At 44.6% G+C, this 18,722-nt stretch carries 12 protein-coding genes; 4 read left to right on the top strand and 8 right to left on the bottom strand.

Annotated features, from left to right (window positions below):
* Nucleotides 1-70: 70 nt before the first annotated feature.
* From NSQ20_RS17080 to NSQ20_RS17065, 4 genes are read right to left on the bottom strand one after another with little or no spacing between them, the layout of a single operon-like run.
* Nucleotides 71-1,486 carry a 6-phospho-beta-glucosidase gene (locus tag NSQ20_RS17080; protein WP_076327525.1) on the bottom strand — a complete coding sequence of 472 codons (1,416 nt, stop codon included), beginning with the start codon at nt 1,484-1,486 and terminating at the stop codon, nt 71-73.
* Between the two features lie 11 nt (nt 1,487-1,497).
* Entirely contained in the window at nt 1,498-3,399 is a 1,902-nt protein-coding gene (locus tag NSQ20_RS17075) for a glucose PTS transporter subunit IIA (RefSeq protein ID WP_076327526.1), read from the bottom strand.
* A gap of 27 nt (nt 3,400-3,426) precedes the next feature.
* Nucleotides 3,427-3,981: a DJ-1 family glyoxalase III gene (locus tag NSQ20_RS17070; RefSeq protein ID WP_076327527.1), complete on the bottom strand. Its 555-nt coding sequence runs from the start codon at nt 3,979-3,981 to the stop codon at nt 3,427-3,429.
* Nucleotides 3,982-3,993: 12 nt separating this feature from the next.
* Entirely contained in the window at nt 3,994-4,551 is a 558-nt protein-coding gene (locus NSQ20_RS17065; RefSeq protein WP_076327528.1) for a DJ-1 family glyoxalase III, read from the bottom strand.
* Nucleotides 4,552-4,783: 232 nt separating this feature from the next.
* On the opposite strand from NSQ20_RS17065, the gene NSQ20_RS17060 reads away from it, so the two are divergent.
* The 4 genes from NSQ20_RS17060 to NSQ20_RS17045 all read left to right on the top strand — a co-directional run bounded on the left by NSQ20_RS17060 (nt 4,784) and on the right by NSQ20_RS17045 (nt 8,551).
* On the top strand, nt 4,784-5,743 hold the full coding sequence (locus tag NSQ20_RS17060; protein WP_076327529.1) for a LysR family transcriptional regulator: 960 nt from the start codon (nt 4,784-4,786) through the stop codon (nt 5,741-5,743).
* Between the two features lie 163 nt (nt 5,744-5,906).
* Nucleotides 5,907-7,283: an MmgE/PrpD family protein gene (locus tag NSQ20_RS17055; RefSeq protein WP_179086460.1), complete on the top strand. Its 1,377-nt coding sequence runs from the start codon at nt 5,907-5,909 to the stop codon at nt 7,281-7,283.
* A 250-nt stretch (nt 7,284-7,533) separates the two neighbouring features.
* The gene (locus NSQ20_RS17050) at nt 7,534-7,974 is read left to right on the top strand and encodes a CBO0543 family protein (RefSeq protein ID WP_036671368.1); all 441 of its coding nucleotides are present in this window, start codon (nt 7,534-7,536) and stop codon (nt 7,972-7,974) included.
* A 106-nt stretch (nt 7,975-8,080) separates the two neighbouring features.
* A complete protein-coding gene (locus NSQ20_RS17045; protein ID WP_036671366.1) occupies nt 8,081-8,551 on the top strand; it encodes a ferritin-like domain-containing protein in 471 nt (156 codons plus the stop codon).
* Between the two features lie 126 nt (nt 8,552-8,677).
* On the opposite strand, the gene NSQ20_RS17040 is transcribed toward NSQ20_RS17045, so the two are convergent.
* The 4 genes from NSQ20_RS17040 to NSQ20_RS17025 all read right to left on the bottom strand — a co-directional run bounded on the left by NSQ20_RS17040 (nt 8,678) and on the right by NSQ20_RS17025 (nt 18,695).
* The gene (locus tag NSQ20_RS17040) at nt 8,678-9,565 is read right to left on the bottom strand and encodes a cation diffusion facilitator family transporter (protein ID WP_340030398.1); all 888 of its coding nucleotides are present in this window, start codon (nt 9,563-9,565) and stop codon (nt 8,678-8,680) included.
* Nucleotides 9,566-9,894: 329 nt separating this feature from the next.
* Entirely contained in the window at nt 9,895-14,967 is a 5,073-nt protein-coding gene (locus NSQ20_RS17035) for a hypothetical protein (protein WP_076327532.1), read from the bottom strand.
* A gap of 270 nt (nt 14,968-15,237) precedes the next feature.
* Nucleotides 15,238-16,446, bottom strand: a complete 1,209-nt coding sequence (locus NSQ20_RS17030; RefSeq protein WP_076317810.1) for an SGNH/GDSL hydrolase family protein — start codon at nt 16,444-16,446, stop codon at nt 15,238-15,240.
* A gap of 17 nt (nt 16,447-16,463) precedes the next feature.
* Complete coding sequence (locus NSQ20_RS17025) at nt 16,464-18,695, bottom strand: FAD-dependent oxidoreductase (protein ID WP_340030397.1); 2,232 nt, start codon at nt 18,693-18,695, stop codon at nt 16,464-16,466.
* Between the last annotated feature and the right edge of the window lie 27 nt (nt 18,696-18,722).

The raw sequence follows: 18,722 nt of genomic DNA, 5'->3' as shown, positions 1-18,722 counted from the left end.
GCCCTTGTCTCCAGTTGTTGCCGATGGAGACAAGGGCTTTTAATTGATCATTCGTGTACTTGACGAAGTGTTATATTATCTTCCCTTGACTTTTAATACATTCTTTATACCAGTAGAAAGAATCTTTTTTAACTCGCTTTAATGAACCCTTCCCATCATTGTCTTTATCGACATAGATTAAGCCATATCTCTTTTTCATCTCTCCTGTTCCGGCACTGACAAGGTCAATGCAACCCCAAGGAGTGTAACCTATCACTTCGACCCCGTCTTCCAGAATGGCTTTTTTCATCTCACTCACATGCTGTCTAAGGTAATCAATCCGATACGGATCATGCACTGACCCATCCTCTTCGAGCGTATCCACTGCGCCTAAACCATTCTCTACAATAAATAGCGGGATCTGATACTTATCATACAGCCAGTTTAATGTAATCCGGAGACCTACCGGATCAATTTGCCATCCCCATTCACTGGCAGGCAAGAGCGGATTTTTATAACCGCTTATTTCATTCCCCTCACTCTTGTCCTGATCGGTTGGATTAGCCATAACGACAGAGCTGGAGTAATAACTGAATCCGATATAATCTACGGTTCCTTCTCTCAGAATCAATTCATCCTCAGGAGCAGTTTCAATTTCCAATTGATGCTGCTTCAGGAACCCATAATATGAGCGTGGATATTTGCCTCTGACATGTACATCGAGAAAGAAGTAAGCTTGTTGAAGTTTTTTGACCTGGGCAAGCACATCATCAGGGTCGCATGTAGCTGCGTATGATGTTGGATGAAGGAACATGCCGCCGATCATAAAGTCCGGGTTGATCTCTTTACCAAGCTTGACTGCTTTGGCACTGGCTATCAGCATATAATGCGCAGCCTGGTACATGGTCTGAAGTTTGTTTTCCCCATCGTTCCACTGAATGCCTCCTGGCTTCCATGGCTTGCGCACAATCATATTGATTTCGTTAAACGTCATCCAGTACTTAACCTTTGTCCGATATCTGGTGTAGACTGCTTCGCAGAAGTTTAAATAAAAGTCAATCAATTTACGATTGCGCCATCCCCCATATTCCGTCACTAGATGATATGGCATTTCGAAGTGAGATATGGTGACTACTGGCTGAATCCCGTATGCCAAACAGCTGTCAAACAAGTCATCATAGAATTGCAGACCTTCCTCATTCGGTTCCGTCTCATCTCCGTTTGGAAATATCCGTGTCCACGCGATGCTGGTTCGAAAGCATTTGAATCCCATCTCATGAAACAACTGAATATCTTCCTTGTATCTTGTATAAAAATCACTAGCCTGATGACTAGGGTAATATACATTCTCCTCAATTCCCTGTGTAATTCTTCGCTCCAAGCCATGTGTTGCTGCTGTCATGACATCTGCAACACTGACTCCTTTGCCGCGCTCATTCCATCCACCTTCTAACTGGTTGGCCGCTGCAGCGCCTCCCCAAAGAAAGTCTTCAGATAATTTACTCATATTTACCACCTCTAAGCGTGAATGCGTAACAGTGCTTCGTTTTGGACAACCCGATCCTCAGCAATCTGCTCAACACTCTGATATTCAAAAGTATTCGATATAATGATGGGCACGACCGTATCAAATCCTGCTGCCCGAATAGCTTCATGATCATATTCGATCAGCAGATCTCCTTGCTTAATCACCTGATCCTGCTGCACATAAGCCGTGAAATGCTTTCCTTTCAACTTGACTGTATTTATCCCTACATGAACAAGCATTTCCACACCCTCATTCGACATCAGTCCAATGGCATGTTTGGTTGGGAACAGCGATACAACTTTACCGTCAAATGGCGCGTATACTTTGCCATCGATTGATTCAACTGCAGCACCGCTCCCCAGAGCAAAGATGGGATCGTCGATTTCAGTTATATTTTTAACTATCCCGTTAATCGGAGAGCCAATGATTAGTGTTCCGGTTGGTCGAGTCAAAGCATGGGATTCTGAGGTCGACGTAATCACATTAGCGGCAGCAGAAGCATCTGTTCCATTGCCAACACTTGCAGTAACTGGAGCTGGAATCTCTTCTTCAATTCCCCAGATCAAGACGGCAACCAGTGCAAGCGTAATGCTGATTGCTATCCCGATAATGATGTGTATATAACTGTCAGCGATATAGGTTGGCAAGGCCAGGATACCTGGCAGAATCAGAGCCGTTGCTCCTCCACCCCAGAAATTGATGTAAGCTGCTCCGATACCTCCTGCAAGCATCGCACAGATAAAAGGACGCTTGTACTTAAGGTTGAATCCGAAGATAGCCGGTTCGGTAATACCAAACATCGCCGTTACACCACTGGATAAAGCACTGGATTTGCTCGCTTTATGTTTCAATAAGAGGAATACACCAATACATGCCCCGGCTTGAGCCAGATTTCCAGTCAAGTTCGCAGGTGAAATTACCGAGTATCCATATTCAGCAATCAGCTGGCTGTTAATTGGAGTAATCGCGTAATGCATGCCAAATATAATTAGAAGGGGTCTGAATGTTCCAAATAAAAATGCACCAATGACGCCATTCACCGTATACAAATACGTTACAATTTGAGCAACTCCACTGCCGAAGTAGGTTCCTAAAGGTCCGAAAACAATTAATCCAAGTGGAACCATAATGAACAACACAATCATCGGCACAAACAAAATTTTAAACATATCGGGTATTCGCTTATTAACAAACCGGTAAACGTAGCTCATCACCCAAACCGAAATAATAATCGGAATGATCGTTGATTTATAGTTCACGAGCAATAATGGAAGGCCGAAAAAGCTTAAACTGGTAACACCCGTCTCTGCCACTTTTGCTGCACCTTCCATAATGGTGGGATACATGTAAGCCCCGGCAAGGGCCACAGCCAGATATTCGTTGGTTTTGAACTTCTTGGCCGCGCTGACTGCAAGGAAGAAGGGGAAAAAATAGAAAATAAGATCGCTAATCAGACTAAAGGTTTGGTACGCACCACTTGTTGTCTCAAGAAGATTCATTGTCGTCAGGATTGCAAGCACAGACTTCACCATACCGCACCCAATCAACACTGGAATGACTGGCCCGAATATACCTGCCACCGTTTCCACGACTCGGGAAATCACATTCTTTTTTTGTTGTACTGCTTTCACTTCAATGTCCTGATTTTCCAAGTCAAGCTTTTCACTTACTGCGTCAAAAACGCTTTTCACTTTTGCGCCAATGATGATCTGTAACTGACCGCTGTTAAACTGGGCTCGCAGGACACCTTCCAGTCGATCAAGCGCTTTCAAGTTAACCTGAGACTCATCTTTTACGTTGAATCTCAATCTGGTTGCACAATGCGTGGCATACGTAATATTATCCTGTCCAATGTTAGCGATAATCTCCTTAGCCAATTCCTCTGTTTTCATATGATTCCCCCGCCCTCTTAGCTGTCTTTACTTGCCTCCGGCAAAGTTGTATAACATCTTTTCACGTAGGCCTGATGTATCTTTGCCGAAGATTTCTGCAATTTTGTATGCAAATGGATAAGGTGTTGCAGGCCCTTGGCTTGTAACGAGATTCTGGTCAGCTACGACGACTTCATCCTTGAAGATGCCGCCAATCAATTTCTCAGCGTACCCTACATAACCTGTTACCTGTTTGCCCTCAATGACCTTTGCATCGGACAGTACCACCGTACCGGAACACATTGCGCCAATGTACTTATTGTTCTGATTGAAGTACTGCACCATGTCAATCACATCCGGATTTACCTTCAGGTTTTGTCCACCTGGGCGGCCTCCCGGCAGAACGATCATGTCATACTGCTTTACTTCTTCGCCAAAAGGTTTGTCTGCTTCTACAAAGATGCCGTGCATGCCCTTAACCAGCTTATCGCCAAAATAAAACGTGTCACAGGTTAATCCAGCTCTTCTCAAAATATCAACAATCGTCAGCGTTTCTCCCTCTTCGTAACCTTCCGCCATCAATACTGCTACTTTATTCGTCATTTCAGTTCCCTCCTATTCAGCATCAAATGCATTGAAATAAACCATACGATTTTTGACAGCCATACTGTCTCCGCCTAAGGCATCCACTAATGCAAAAGCGAAAGCATAAGACGTCGCAGGGCCACGGCTTGTAATCAGATTTCCATCTTTAACAACAATATCTTCTTTAAAAGTACCGCTCGTTTCAATTTTCTGATCATAACCTACATAAGCGGTAAAATTTTTGTTCTCCAACACACCTGCTTTGCCTAGTGCAAGAGGTGCTGCACACATGGCTGCTACATATTTGCCGGACTGATTCATTTCCTGAATAAGTTGAATTACACGGTCATCATCACGAAGATTAGCGGCCCCAGGCATTCCTCCAGGAAGTACGATCATATCGTAAGTTTTAACATCTTCACTGATAAGCGCATCAGCCTTGACCACGATGTCATGACTACCACAAACCATTTCACCCGCTGTACTAATCATGTGACATTCGATATGTGCTCTTCTCAAAATATCAACAATCGTCAGGGTCTCACTTTCTTCAAATCCTTCTGCTAATAGAACTGCAACTTTACTCACGCACATAACCTCCTGTTAATTATATTTTGGAGCAGACATTTGCATATTGCTCACGCTTACACCGCTATGGACATCGTGAATACATTCATAATTTATCATAGATATTCGCAACCCCAAAGCACATTTAGATTGCTTGTATGTAACTAATAGTTGCAGTATGATGATCTTTAACCGTGTTGCATCTATAGTGTTTACATCAGAGTCACACAGAAGATTACCTCAGGAGGTATGCATGCTTAATAACTATAAATATTTTTTGGTTCTGTCCGAAGAGTTAAACATTTCCAATGCAGCGAAACGACTATATATTTCCCATCAATCACTCAGCAAATACCTAAAAAGCTTGGAAGAAAAACATGGTGTTGCGTTCTTCGAAAGAAAACCTAAAATTGCGCTGACAGCAGCGGGGAAAATTATGCAAGATACGCTTCGTCAAATTGAGCTGCTGGATCAAAACATGGAGAATCAACTTACTGATCTTAAAGAGGATAAGTCAGGCACGATTCATTTTGGCGTTACCGAAGGGCGCTATCCCATTATCGTGCCGAAATTATTAAAAGAATTTTATGCCCTGCATCCCAAAGTGGAGCTTAAAATTCATCGTACAACCTCACCGCAAATGCAGGAGATGGTGTTAAACAATTCACTGGATCTGTTCCTCTCGGGTGTGGACAATATCGTAACGCAAAATGTAAAGTATGAAACGATTCTGCTTGAGCAGATGTACATGGTGATCTCGGACAATTTGCTCAAGCAGTATTTCCCTGATCAATATCCCGAGTGCATCGAAACATTTAATCAGGGCGCGGATTTGAGTCTGTTTCAACATGTCCCCTTTGTTCTGAATAAGAAAAACTTCAATTCCCGTATTTTGCTCGATAAACATCTCGCTGAACGTAACATATCCCTGCATTGTATTAACGAATTGACGCAACCGGATATCCATCACCTTTTGTGTGCTGAGGATTACGCGGCCAGTTTTTCATTAACGATGTATCTTTCAGGGATTCATGCATTAAATGAGTCTAATCATACGAATTCTCACCTTCATGTATTTCCAATCGCTGATTTTTCCTATCTTCACCCGCTCGCATTGATCTATCACAAATCTAAAATTTTCCCCTCTTACGTAGAGGATTTTAAAAAAATAGTCAAACGTTATTGCACCCCTTCATTACATCAAAGCAATTGAATCATATTGGCGTTCAATTACTTATGTGCATACAAAAGTTGAGTTAGTGCAGTTAACTTGTGCTTGAGTTCAACATCATGACAACTTTATATTTCTGTTATGTAAACTTCCCGTGTATTTGCGGATTGAAGTCAAAATAACGAGGTGAACTGTTGTGAATCATATGAATGTAGAACTTGCCAACTACATAACCCGTCTTCAATTTGATGATCTCTCCGAGAGGGCTATCGAAGTAGGTAAACAGGTAATACTGGACTCTTACGGTAATATGGTATTTGGTCGATACTCTGAAACAAGTGAACGTATTTTGGAATACGCAAGATTGGCAGACTCTATTATTAAAAATGAAGACTTGGTCTCATTGATTGGTGAACAGGATGTCCGCACTAGCACAGATCATGCTGTCTTCATTCATACCATGATGGCACGTTGTGCAGACCTGGATGACGGCTATCGCCACGCCATGGGCCACCCTGGATCTGTGCTTGTTCCGCTCCTGCTAAGTATGGCTCAGCTCCACCGAAACGATGGGAAACAGATGATCACCGCCATTGTTGCGGCTTATGACGTATATGCTAGGTTAGGCGAAGCGATCAATCCATTTATGTACCGGGAAAGAGGATTTGATGCTACCGGGGTATGCGGCGCTGTCGCAGCAGCGGCCTTGGTAAGTAAATTAACAAATGCAGATGCCAAGCAGACCAAGGATGCGATGGGGATTGCTTCTCTGTTCACAGGAGGTTTGATTGAATATCAGAATGATGGAACTTCAGGGAAAATTTTATGCAGTGGCTGGGCGGCATTGACCGGATTAAGGGCCGTGAGACTGGCATCCTGTGGTTTCACGGGTCCTGATGCAGCTTTGGAAGGAAAATATGGATTCTTCCAGGCCTTCAAAGGAACAAGCGGGCATTGTGACACAAGTCATGTGCTGGAAGGACTGGGAACTGATTTTAAAGTGACTTACATTTATTTCAAACGTCATGCCTGCCAGCGTGGATTACACGCCACTCTGGATGCTATGTTGGAACTTCGCGAAGACTATAGTTTAACACCATCCAAGATCAAGTCTGTTGATGTGAGGACCTCTTCATTTGTATATCGTCTGACGAATCCTAAGCCTAAGACCGCAATCGGAGCACAGGCCAGCACACAATTCACTTCAGCCGTGGCTCTCAAATACGGTCGTATGGACTCAGAGGAATTAATATTCAATAGCTTTACCGATCCGGAGGTTCAGGAACTGGTGCAAAAAATTACAGTAACCCTGGATGATGAAGTGCAGCAATATCTGGCTGATCATCCAACTCATTTTTGCGCTGCCCATGTTGTTATAACAACACATGATGGCAATATATATGAACGGTGGATGCCTGTACCTCTAGGCGATATGGAAACTCCGTTTGGCTGGAATATGCTTGAACAGAAATTCAATCAATTTCTTTTAGAAACACCATTTAATGGAACAAAACAAGAACGATACGAGTTTATTCGTAATCTGGAACATATGAATCATGTGGATAAGCTGCTCCGTTTTTAAACGAATTTAAACTGCATTAATGTAAGTTTACTAAATGCGCTAAAAAAGGTCGCTTACCCTTGTTGGATAAGCGGCCTTTTTAACGTTTGGACTCACACAAGCCTATTTCGAATTTGCTAATATGCATTATATCCCATGGAGTTGGTTAACTTATACAACACCACTTGTATTGAAGTGAGAGAAATCCGATAAATGCTGATGCGGCTTATAGTGAAACTACAGAAGTAACAAAGCTTTGGAGGAAAATGGCATGTTAGGAAACATTCTGTTGGGTATGGTCATTCCCATTATATTGGGTGTATGGATTCTGCGTCGGAACTTTACAATCCTTATTCTATATTATCCACTTGGTGTGGCTATTTCAGCATCCATCAACAATATCGGATTTAATTACTTTTGGAATATTATGCCAAATACTCATAATCAATCCTTGGCTGCTCTTCCAATGGATCTTGGAGTCTATCCGATCGCTGGTTGCCTGATGATGTATATGATTTCAGAAAAAGGCGCCAAGCCATGGTTGGCGATTCTTGTTGCATCATTGTCGCTGACATTAATCGAATGGGTTGCCAAAATGATGGGGCATGTCATTTATTTTAATGGATGGAACATAATTTGGACCTTTGTGTCATACCTCCTGCCATTTGTTCTTGCTTATGGTTACAGTAAAATATTGAGGTATACCAAGTGAAGTTTTACTGAAGCTTTCCACTAATAAGGCAGGACAGATGATATGGGTTAACGCTGATGGGCATACGTGCATATCTTAACTCATATTTGTCTTGGAGGGATTCGTAATGTATGTGGCATATCCTTATGGTTACAGGTACACTTTTACTCCGGTATGGGCAACATCATCAGCCGAAGCACTTGAATTAATCAAAACGGCTGTGCAAGGAGAACGAAACGATGAGGTGTTCTATGATTCACTGATTCAGTTGTCGCCCGATGCCAATCAGGCTGCCATCATCACGAGCATCCGCAATGATGAACGAGGACATAATCAAATGTTCCGCCAAATGTACAAGGATCTGACAGGTCAGGAGATTACGGGCATAAGCAGTGAGCCGGTTGAAACGGTCACCTCTTATCTTGCCGGACTGCAAAAGGCGTTTCAGGGTGAATTGGCGGCCGTGGAAAAGTATAGAAAAATATGGTTTGGTCTCCCTTATGGCATATATAAAGACACGGTGTGGGGGATCATCCTGGACGAACAGAAACATGCGGATAAATATAACAATCTGATTACCTACAATTTGCCGAGATAGTCATGTATGGGATAAACAACGCGCGTATTCTTTTAAAAATGAAAATTGAAATCAGCAAAAACCAGTGAATAATTAAAGCTCACTGGTTTTTTTGCTTTGCCGAGTCGCTCTTTTATAATCCTGAGTTTAAATGCACTCTTCCAACGTATCAGGTTCCACATGAACGTGAACGGTGTATACGTCATGTTCCTCCATTAACTCGTTCTCCACGTCTGTACAGATATCGTGTGCTTGTTGAAGATCCAGCTCAGCATCAACTGTTATGACAACGTCTACTACAACGTTATTGCCATAGTTCCGCGCTCTCACGTCTTTAACTGTCTCTACGCTGTCAATTCCGGCAATCGTTTTTTTGTACTCCTGAATCAGTTCAACATCAAAACCATCCGTCAGATGATGTGTGGCTTCCTTGAAAATGTCCCAAGCGGTCTTGCAGATCAGGAAACCTACGATGACAGCCGTTACAGGGTCCAGCCATGGGAGGCCGAACTGGGAACCCACGATCCCAATGACCGTACCGGTGCTCACCCAGGCATCGGAGATATTATCTCGAGCTGCAGCCATGACTGCCTGACTTTTAATACGAGTAGCAAGTCTCTTGTTATAGCGATAGACCAGATACATGATAACTGCGCAGAAAATGCCTGTGTACCCAGCGATGATATCCGGAGATTCATGTTTACCCTGAAACACAGAACCAATGGCTTGAAACAGTACTTGTAAACCTACTGCCATCATAATGAAAGAAGCAACAAGTGACGCAACGGTCTCTGCTCTCCAGTGACCATATGTATGATCTGTGTCGGCTGGTCGTTGGGCAAGCTTCAAACCGATCAGTACAGCTATTGAGGCCACAATATCGGTGGCATTGTTTAATCCATCCGCCTTGAGCGCTTCTGATCCGGCCATATTGCCAACGATCAGTTTTAATACGGTCAAACCTATGTAGGCGATAATGCTGATGATAGCTCCGCGCTCCCCCAGCTTTAGATTATCGTATTTAAGTTGATCCACATGATATCCTCCTGCAATCTTCAATTCAAGCACGTGTATGATGGTACCATTGAAGATTTGTGTGGGTCTAGAGAAACGTTTTGAGTGTGACGAAACATAATCTGAACGCGGCAATTTTTTTACAAGAATCCAAAAAAGTTGGATTTGGCAAACTTAAGTGATTAATGGGTGGTAAGAGGAAGGTGGCCGACTGCCTTCCCTTGTAAACACACTTTCTTGCACTTAGACAAAAAGAGCCAAATGGATCGTTTTGATCCACTCGGCTCTTAGCGTTATTTTACAATAATTTGTATAACATCACTTACCGTTGTTCCACTTCCATTCATAATTCACTGCTCTGATTCAGAAAGTGTCGGTTCAACTGGCGCTTCATTGGCAAGCGGCTCCGAATCATTTGAATGCCGTTCGAACATAACTGCGTCAACCCTCGTATAGATCATATCCGCAGGAAGCGTTGGCGGGTCTACCGTTGTAGGCGTAACCCTGGTTAATCGAACATACTCGCTACCGTCGCCCGTAAAGTCGAACGTCCCCAGATTAACCCAACCCGATGAGCCGACCGTTGCATCGATATAGGTGACCTCGGTACCCGCTTTATGTTTCACTTCCACTTTGACATTGTTATCGTTTGCTGTCGTATGGACGAGTTTATAGATCGAGACCGTATATTTACCTTCTGGAAACTCGCCTTTCCACGTTGCTGATGAGCCTTGAACTGTTGAATAGCGGGATTTAACCCCAATTTTGTATCCAGCTAAATTGCTTTGGCTCCACGAACCTTCTGTCGTGTATAACCCTGTTGTATTTGTACTGTCCACGATAACCGTTAGGTCCCTGATCGTGATGTTCAAAGGTGGTGTGGTTAAGGTCACTCCGTCAATCGTAACCGTAGCCCATACCTCAATGTGATCCGTGTCTCCATCAAGATTAAGAAGGGTCAACACCCCACTGCTATTCACTTCGGCCAGATCCGTACGATCAACGAAATACTGCACATCGGCCTGTGTAAGATCACCGACCAAACCGTTATCCAAATAACCGGTTACGCTCAGTTGTGCGGTTTGAGTCATCTGCAGTTCCTTCCGATCGGACAGGATCACAGCAGACTCCAATTGCGGTACCCTGTTTGGGTCCACCCACATGATTGCATCGGCAACGACTCTGGACTTATTGGCCTTATTGGTTAGTTCCACGTACCCGCTATCGCCTGCAGCAAAAGGATAATCCCCCAGGTGCACCCAAGTACCATTCGCTGTTGTCTCATCAACTGTCACCGTATCGGAGCCGCCGCTATGATAAACGGTAAATGAGACATTTGTTGCCCAATTTTCACTCGCAGCCGTGATTTGCGGAATCTTATAATACACACTGTAAGTGACACTTTCTGGAAGCTCAGGCCGCCATCTCATTTTACTTGTCGCTGTGCCGGTCGTAGATTTGGCATACACATAGTTATCATAATAATAATCGTTAGCCGTCGTATCCCTTATCCAGACGCCTTCTGTCTCCGCCTCCGTATTATCCACGATGATGGTTGAGCTATCCTGCCCATCGGGTTGAACTGGAGTTTCCGATACCTGATCCGGCAGATAGAGTGTCCGCTTACGGGTCTGTTTCCCCTCCGATTCCACGTAATACGTGAAAGTTTGGGATAAATCATTCACTCGTATCGACCATTCCATCGGATAGATCGTATCTGGGATGGTCGTGTACGTGGCCCCGCCATCCAAGGAATAATGGATTGTCGCTGGTTTTGTCGTTTTGGCCTGCACATAAGCATCATAAACCGTTTCGTCGGGCTTAACGATGAGCATGCCTTTAACCGCATCAATTGGACTGTGGGTATCAAAGAAATAACTTGCATCCGATGTATCTGCCGTTCTGACCTGATGTAGCGGCACATTAATGTTAAGTCCTTCTACAATGATCGCGGTGATGCCCTTACCTGAAACCGTGGCTTGAATGATTCCACCACTCATTACCGTTTGCTCTGGTGTGCCATTGTCGCGGATGATCGTTACGGTATAATCCTGCGCCGGATTGAATCCAATGATATGTTCGTTTAATTCAATTGGAGTCTGAACTTCTTCTGACGATGCGTTGCTTAGCCCGATGTAAAATTTATCCCCGCTCTCACCCGTTATCCAATTCAATTGAGGATGGTTGGTCTTAATAATCCCCTTGGGCATCCATAGCCAAACGTCGGAGTTACCATAAAATTGACCTGGTTTATTCCCATAGAGGTGATATTTAAACCATAAAAAATTCGTTTCAAAAACGGAAGGAAACGTAATACTGCCGTTTGATTTCAATGATTGTTCGCTGATCAAATAATCCATCGTTTGCCCGAGCTGCCCCGGGATATGGTGATAATAGATGGATGTAGCCCCGCTGGGGCCTTCCAGAGGAAAGTCTGGTTCAAGTTGACTAACGGCGAAACCCTTATAATAATAACCTGGATAACTGGAATATCGTCCAATAACCGCATTATGAGCAATATCCTGCAGCAGTTCATCCCCTGTATAGAGCGACAATCTCAGCATGAACGGAGCTTCCTGAGCATTCATCCGATAATAGCCGGTTGTACTTCCTGCTTCAAACGTCAATCCGCTCGGTGAAATAAGCCAACGCTCCGCTTGAACACCTCCGGCAATATCTTCGGGAAGCTTGAGTCTCGGATATTGAAATTTACCACTTTCCGGCCAATGGAACGACTCGGCGTAATTATATGTCTCCGGCTGAGGAATTGTAACGTTACCTTCAGGAACTGGACGAGCAACAAACATGGTCGCATAGCGTTTGGCTTCTTTATAGGCGGCATCCAAGTATTTGGGATCCTGAGTTTCCTCATATAGCTCCAAGATCTCCATCCACAGCTTGCTATAATAATAAATGAACTCATTTTTACTCACATCGACTGATGCAGGCGTATCAATATGTTGCGCGATATAACTGTCGGCTGCATCCTTCGCAGCTTGCAAATACTGTGCATCTCCCGTCATCCGATACATCATCAGGGGCTGAATGACAGGCCCGCGGTCTTTCTGATCCGGGTCACGTACGAGGTATTCTTCCTGTGCCAGCGCCCCAATACCAGCTGTAGTGCCCATCATCTGATTAACAGCCGCTACGCTTGAAACATCAAATGGCAGAGTAGCCATTTTCCATAAGGAAGGCACACCGTATACTTTCTTCTGCGTTGGCGACCAACCAATACCATTTCGCGATAGGCCATACTGGACGGACGGCAGTGCTCTCGTATCGTATAGCTGGTCATCCCCAGTTAAATAATAAGCTCCCAAAAGAACTGCATTTGAGCTTGTTCGGACGCTATCCTCGTTTTCGATATCTATAAAACCCTTGGCACGGCTCCACCACCCGCTGGGTGATGGGACATAATTCACAGAGTCGTCCCCTTGCGGCTCAATTTTAAGGAGATCAATCATATTAAACATCGCGTCAGTAAGCGACTGATCTGACACATTTTCCCGGTATGCCGAATAATCGTACTCATTGCGAAGAATATCCACGTAGGACTCATATAGATTGCTTTTTTGAGCGATTAGCCCCATATGAAATTGATACGTGCTTTCTGCGGTCATTTGCGAATAAGTCCCTAATTGAGGGGCATACAGGATTGGTTGCACACTGCCTTCGTTGTTGACCAGGCTCATGCCAAGCCGTTGTTTCGTCACACCTCCCGTCGGTTCAAATTCAACCGGAAGCTCTGCCGAAGGTACAAATACGCCATACGTTAATGGATTTCCCGAACCATCTTTTTTCTCAACCAGGCTCATCGGAGCGCTCAGCTCTCTTAAACTTGTTGATTCCACTGTACCTACCATTTTGGCATGTGACCGGAATCCATTTAACACTTCATTGATGCCCGAGACTGCCTCTGTTGTGAAGGACTGATATCCAATCACATAATTGCCATCGCGGCGAGGCGTAAAGGCAAAAGAAACATCTGGTTTATCCCCTGCCATGGACCAGTTCACTTCAAAATCGTAATCACTGCCATGCGTAGAATCGGTCAATACCGCCGTGTGGCTGTCGGGAAAATGGACCCCGTCGAATGTAATCCAGCGTTTGTTCATCGTATCATAGTAATTGGTTCGGCTCCCCGCATTCCCGTCCAATAAAACCCATTGTTCCTCAAGTCTTTCCGATTCATTATTGATTGGAACCCAGTTCCCTGTCTCTGTGTTTTTGTAGAACATGTCACGCACGATGGATTTACCTTCATCCCATGCCGCTTCATAGAAGGTCGCCTTATAGTTATCATTTTCGATGCTGCCTTTCTCTGTGTAACTGAGATTTGTTAATGTGCGGCTCCGCAGCGGGGGCAACGGTGGTGCCTGTTGACGGATATTCCCCTCGAACTTGACTGCATCAGCCCGCGTAATAATTGTACCCGTAGAAGGCTGTGTTCGAGTCAGCCTGACAAATTCGCTATCATTACCACTAAACTCATACTCCCCCAGATCTACCCATCCAACCGATGGACCTGACGAAGGTCTTAGATCCATAAACTTAACATCCGTAATCCCGTTATGAACAATCTCAATTTTCACATTACTATCTGCTTTATCCGCCCAATCCAGCTTATAGAACGATATTCTCGCCGTCCCTGCTTCCAAGCGTGGATTCCAGGTGATGCTTCTACCTACAGCGTCTGTAAATTTGGAACTGGAATTATTGTATCCCTTCACTCCCGCGCTTGTGCTCCAATATGGAGCAGAGAATCCGTTATTAGCGTTGCCGGAATCAACCGTAACGACATGATCAATTGTGAGGCTTCCATCATCAATGATGATTGTCTTATGTGGCTCTTTCTGCGTTATATTCCCTTCGAACTTGACCGCATCCGCGCGTGTAAGGATCGTGTTTGTGGTGCCGGTAGAACGGGTCAATTGAACGAATTCTTCACCAACTCCAGAAAAATAGTACTCTCCCAAATCAACCCACCCTGCTGGAGCGCCAGATGAGGGTCTTAGATCCATAAAGACTACATCCGTTGTTCCATTATGAACAATTTCGATTTTTACATTGCTATCAGCCTTATCCGCCCAATCTAGCTTATAGAACGATATTTTCGCCGTTCCTGCTTCCAAGCGTGGATTCCATGTTATCGTTCTGCCTGCTGTACTCGTATATTTGGTGCTGGAAAGATCATACCCCTTCACCCCTGTGCTTGTAGTCCAATTCGGAGCCGCATATCCATTGTTCTTGTTACCCGCATCAGGTGTCACAACATCATTGATCTTGATACTCCCGTCATCGATGATAATCGTCTGATAAGGTAAGGTCTCCGCATAAGCGGTCCTTATTCCGATCAGGCTGGAAGGAACTACGACCGTCAACATGAAAACGATGAAGAAAAACAGCTTCCTTTTGACCATACAATTCACAGCCTCTCCTCATAATGATAACGCTTCCAAAAATGAGTTACCTTTTGCTCTAATGATCGTAAAAAAGCACTTAACCTTCCCTTCTGCCTAATCCCGCTCTGTCGTTTTTATCTTAGCATGTTAGATTACGGTGATATTTCTTTCATTTTAAGAATTTCTTATACGATTTTAAGTAAAAAAAGAAACCTACATCCTAATTGATTGCTCAGTAGCAGTCAGATAGAATATAGGTCTTCCAAGTGTTGCAAGAGGACTTATCAATTATAAAGGCGGCTGCACCAATAACAACTTTCCAAGCTGAATGACGGTTTGATCATACCAAGCTGGATGTTGCCGAACATGTTCCATACCTCGTTCATTGCCACTTGCCTCAAACACGGCCGCTTTGTCAGTTTTCTCGTGATCGATCTCGAAGAGAACTGTATGTTTCCCATTTGGTAGCTCCGGCAAGAAAATATATTGATTTCTATTATGATCGTTGTAGAGCGTGAATCGATCAATAAGGAAGGGTTCTCCTCCATCCACCGACACCTTCAATCGGCCAGAATCCGGCCCCCCGATATCAAATAAGCCGATGTGGGTTCCCTCAAACTCCACTGTGATCGCCTCTCCGGCATCAACTGCTCGCCATAATCCGGGGAACAACCAATCATACTCACGCACTAAAGGAAAATCATCAGAGGTCATGTAAGACCACCCTGCGGAAAAATGAGTAAGACGATCCAGTGGCAACATGGTTGCATACTCCCAAGGATTGGCCGGGACCAAGGGGTCCTGCGGCAAGTGATGTTCGACTTTTCCCACGTGATCTCGAAGTTCTCTGATTTTCTCAAACGACCGGGTGATTGTATCGGTGTAAATCTGATGTCCTTTGGGGATCGTTGGATGGATCGAATCATGCGTGAAAATAACTGCTCCGGGGATGGATACGTCTGCCCTTGAAGTAAAAATAAGCTTTCCATCCGAAACCAATTGACTGACCGCTACGCCCAGATGAATCGAAGGAATGCCGTAATAGTCGGCGACTTCCTCTTGCATAAGAGCGCCCTTCTGGTATTCGCCGGATTGAAATGAGGTCAAATCCCGCTCCTTGATCGTATATACAAACAGGATATCGATAAACCGGCTGCGCTTGCGAATCTGTCGGACAATGCCTTCGATCCGCGCCTTGGATTCGGGCACTCCGCCATCGTTGCCAACGAATTCAACAAATACGAGATCAGGCTGATGACGAAGCACATCTGTCTCTAAACGGGCGCAGCCGAGGTCCGATCCTGTCCCATCAATGCCTGCGTTCACAGCGTGGATATCGGCATGGGGATATTGCCCTCGCAGCCAATCCGCCGTCATGACCCTATATCCTTTCGAACGTGTATTACTACCGCCGAAATAAACGATGGTCACGGTTTCACCATTTTCCAACTTCTGAATGACATTAGGTAGCCCTCTTCGTGGGAAAAATTCCTTCATCACGACTTCACCCGCCCTCACTTAGCGTTATTAGGAGCATAAAGTTTTACAGCAAACACTTCATAATAAGGCGAACCATACGTTGCACAGAAATCAAACCGGATGTGGGTTACACCTTGTGCAAACACCTGATGTTTGTTCAACGAAAGATAATTCCCACGGACTTTAGTTACACTCTCGGTTCCGTCTTCTAAAGTTAAAGTCACATCATAATCTTGGATCAACGACTCGATTGGATCATCGAAATGCTCCAAATTCAGCTGCGAATTGAAAACAAGATGGATTTCATCCAGATTCTTGGGGCTTGCAAAACCAAATTCCAACCATTCCTGTCCTTCCGTACGTTCCGAAATCCAGCTGTTCGGCAGACCATAAGGTCTGGAGAAGCCGTTGACGACATTCGCGGGATTATACATATCCTGGGATGGTAGCAGATCCTTGAAGCAAATGCTCTTATTAAGTTTCTTCAGCCTGGATGGCTCTTCCGGTCTATAAAGGAAGCTCACCGCTCCAGTCATTTTCTCTTCATTGCCATACACGGCAAGGCTCGCTGTACCTTCCAATACGATGTAGATTTTGTCGTTTTCTGGCTTCTTGCAGTTGAGGTCCAGTGTAATCCAGTCATCGTGACCCGCTGAAATCACCAAGTTGTAGCCCTTCAGCTCGCTGGTGGGAATATAGTTTTCCTTTCGATCCCCACCAAACAGCTTCACTTGCAACGTTTCCGAATGCTCGGATCTATTTTTGATTTTGATCTGCACGCTTTCAACCACGGGTGTCTGAATCGGCAAGACCAAACATAACGCGTTCTCCAAGGAGATCTCTTCGGTTGTATGAAGTTGTTCATAGCTTCGCTGAGACGAGGCACGAATCGTTAATCCGTCTGCGAAATAAGGATCTAACGGCTCTTGAAGCCCTACAATTGTTTGCCCGTCTCGAAGCAGCTGCGCCTGAAGCTCACCCATATGGGCTTTGACGATGGCCGCGGGGTCTGTATCATATTTTACGCATAACGCAGCAGCCGTTCCTACCGCCTGCCCCATACAACCACAGGTTGCCATCACCCTTGTAGATCCAAAAGCCACATGTGTAGCGCTTATATTACGGCCAGCGAACATGAGATTAGGAATATTGCGTGAAAATAAGCTGCGAAACGGGATATTATACAATCCCGGCACAAAATTCCATGCTGTAGCCGGCCCTTCATCGTAGATGCCTTTATTTGCATGCAGATCCATATACCAGCCTCCGACGGATACCGCATCTTCGAAATGAGTCTTTGTTGTAAGATCGTTCTGAGACAGCATGTGTTTACCTATAAACCGTCTCGACTCTCGCTTTCCCGGAATCGGGCATACATAATCCAGGATGAGATTGTCTACATCATCAAACTCACCGCTATTTTTGATATAATCCCAGATCCCGTACACCAATTTCCGCAGTTCCAAGGCGATGTCTTCATTATTCTTGATAATATCCATATGTCCGCCGTATTCCAGCCACCACAATCCGCCAAGCCCGTTGATTTTCCTTGGAAAAGACCGATGGTTTAATCCTTTTCTGATACTATCAAAAAACTCCAGCTTCGTAATATCATACGCAAAGCCTGGCCTTTTGTAAGGAACGGCATAGTTTACGTCACGGGCTTGAAACAGAATCGTATCGCCCATGGTGTAATGATCCGCCACTTCTGGAGCGAGCTCCTCCTGGTATTCATGCTTCGCCTCTCTTCCCCATCGGAAGTGAGCACCTGCTTGGTATCCAACAATTCCATCCCCGGAGCAATCGATGTAGGTTGAGCTTTCAAAACGAAATTTTCTTTCGGAAGCTAGTTGAAGGCCCTCCACCCATTGAATTCTGCCGTTCTCCATGCCTGTTTCATGCACACATGTATTCAGGAATAGAGAAATGTTGGGCTCATCATAAACCATGTCCAATAACACCGTATCCGAAAGTGAAAGCATAAGTTTTTTGTTGTATAACGGGTTGTAATGAAAGATCTTCAGTTTGAGTTCTTCCACCAACCCGCCCTCGCGAGCATAATAGGATGGACTGTTTCCGAGATATGCAGACCCATTGATATGAACTCTGACCTCGCTGCTCGCATTTCCACCCAGAACCGGCCGATCATTGATAAGTGAAACCAGGAGTCCTTGGCGTGCGGCAGCAATGGCAGCACATATCCCGGCAATTCCTCCACCTATGACGGTTACATCTGATTTCATAAGCTCCATTTTGATAACCTCCATGATTAGATGCTCCTATCATGGTAATGG

This window comes from Paenibacillus sp. FSL K6-1122 (assembly GCF_037977015.1).
Classification (GTDB): domain Bacteria; phylum Bacillota; class Bacilli; order Paenibacillales; family Paenibacillaceae; genus Paenibacillus; species Paenibacillus amylolyticus.
The sequence above is the reverse complement of the archived record's forward strand: the minus strand, read 5'-3'. Positions and strand labels throughout refer to the sequence as shown.